The sequence below is a fragment of the Chamaesiphon sp. OTE_8_metabat_110 genome (genome assembly GCF_031382685.1).
Lineage (GTDB): Bacteria > Cyanobacteriota > Cyanobacteriia > Cyanobacteriales > Chamaesiphonaceae > Chamaesiphon.
On record NZ_JANMZA010000381.1, the window covers coordinates 1 to 2,062 of the forward strand.

At 42.7% G+C, this 2,062-nt stretch carries 2 protein-coding genes; both read right to left on the reverse strand.

Annotated elements, in window-relative coordinates; all coding sequences use genetic code 11:
* Positions 1-239 precede the first annotated feature (239 nt).
* A complete protein-coding gene (locus RMO52_RS13970) occupies positions 240-506 on the reverse strand; it encodes a hypothetical protein (protein ID WP_309742984.1) in 267 nt (88 codons plus the stop codon).
* Between the two features lie 379 nt (positions 507-885).
* On the reverse strand, positions 886-2,037 hold the full coding sequence (locus tag RMO52_RS13975; RefSeq protein ID WP_309742982.1) for a tyrosine-type recombinase/integrase: 1,152 nt from the start codon (positions 2,035-2,037) through the stop codon (positions 886-888).
* Between the last annotated feature and the right edge of the window lie 25 nt (positions 2,038-2,062).

Genomic DNA, 2,062 nt, shown 5'->3' on the forward strand with positions numbered 1-2,062 from the left:
TGTTGAATTCTCAAAGCAACATGCGAATAGTTGGCACGTATCTAATATTTATTGATTTTCCATAGTCAAATAACTATCTGGTTATCTTCTAGAGTATTGGTTTGCAGCGCAAAATTACACAAATCCGATTAGGGTTTCATAGGCTTAAAAACACTAATTTCGGATTTGTAGATACGAATCGATCGGGGTAATACGATCGCCCCATTAGTAGTTCTTAGATTTACTAATGGGGTATTGTCTTAGCCCACTGATGGCAATGTCGCTATATACTCTTCAACTAAAATTTGATGTTCTGGTCGATCGCCAGAAGTCAAGTAATCGATTAACAAGATTAGGTTCCAGAGGATCTTCCCCCTTTCTATTGGCTGAATCCAGTAGATCCCTTTAGGTAACTTGGCTCTTAACTGAGCTGATTGCCAAGCAGAGATATCGAAACGCTCCTGTCTAATTGCAGTCTCTGATAAAAATTTGAAGCATCGGAGTTTGGCTTTGGTTGATGTTTTCATAGCACTAACGATCGTGAGATAATAGTGATGTTTTGTTTTTTTAGTCTTAATCGAAAGACTTAATTTCGTCTTTCGATTAATTCTTTTCTATTGCATAACTGGTCGAACAAAGTGTTCGATTCAGTTAATTCACCGATTGGTGACAAAATCGCCACGGTTTTCTAGGTCTAGTCTTTGGACTAGATCCAATTAGCGGCAATCGTCAATATCGGTTTTGGCTGTTTTACTTGCGAGAAGGGTTAGTAACAAATAAGCTTGGCAAGGCTGATAAGTATAATATAGTACATGTCTACTATGATAGCAACAGCTATTTATTTTCTTTCCCGTTTTGGCAAAAAATCGATGCAATTGTATCGAAAAGACTTGACAATTGCAGTTACTATCGCTGCTCTAAATTGCGATCGTTTATACTCACAAATAAGACCTCTCGGTCGATCGCATGAGCATAGGTTGATAGCATCGTTCGCTTATCGTGTCCAGACTGCTCGGCAAGTGCGATTGGATTAGCACCATTAGCTAGGGCGTGGGATATCGCACTGTGACGCAATTTATAAGGCGATCGATACTCGATCTGACAACTCTTTAAAATTGTTTTCCATGCCCTTCTGTTGAAGTTATGGTCGTCGAGCGGGAGACCTTTAGGACTGGGAAACACCAAATCGTCAGGTTGAGGGTTTATCCGTTCGGATCGTGCGAGTAACATCGATCGCACTGGTGGCGATAACTGAATCGTTCTACTCTTACCCGTTTTGGTGCCCTTTGCGTTCTGATGCCCTCTAGAGACAGACTCCCCAATCCAAGCAGTGGAATAGTCAGCTCCTAATGATGACCACTTCAAGCCAGCAGCTTCACCGAAACGACAAGCAGTATTGACCAGAAAAATCACGAAATCAGTGTAATGAGCGTAGTAAGGATTGTTGGCAAATGCGGCGATAATTGCCTGAAGTTCGACAATGGTAAAGGGCTTAACCTGTTTAGATGGTTTACTGCTACCTCTTGAACGCGATTTAATCAGGCAATCATCCCAAGGGTTCGGCTCGACTACATGATATTTGTCTTTAGCCCAATCCCAGCAACCCTTGAGGTAGTACAAATAGGATTTTATCGTCCCAACAGAGGCTGACTCAGCCCATTGCGCTACAACCTTTTCAGCTACCGATTCGGTGACTTTGTTGGCTTGCTTGTCACCTAAAAATTGCTCTAGCTTCGAGGCGATCGCTTTGAGCCTCAATCCCGATCCGTGCGCGATCTCGTTGTTCTTTTTGTAGTGAATGATATACTTTCCGAACAGATCTACAGCCGATATTTCAGTGGGATTAGCTCCAAGCTTACGCGGCTTATATTTCAACAGCGTGGGGTCATAATAGCCAGCCGCGAGATCTTTCTCGATCTCTGCAATCTTCGACTTGGCTAATGCCCTACCAATGGGATTATCGGCAACTCCTAGCGACAGGCTTTGCTTCTTCCCCTTATAGTTCCATCTCAGTCTCAGGGCGTTACCCGTCTTGTCGATCCAAACTTTATTTGTCATTTTTATGGGCTTAAATGTGGGCTTG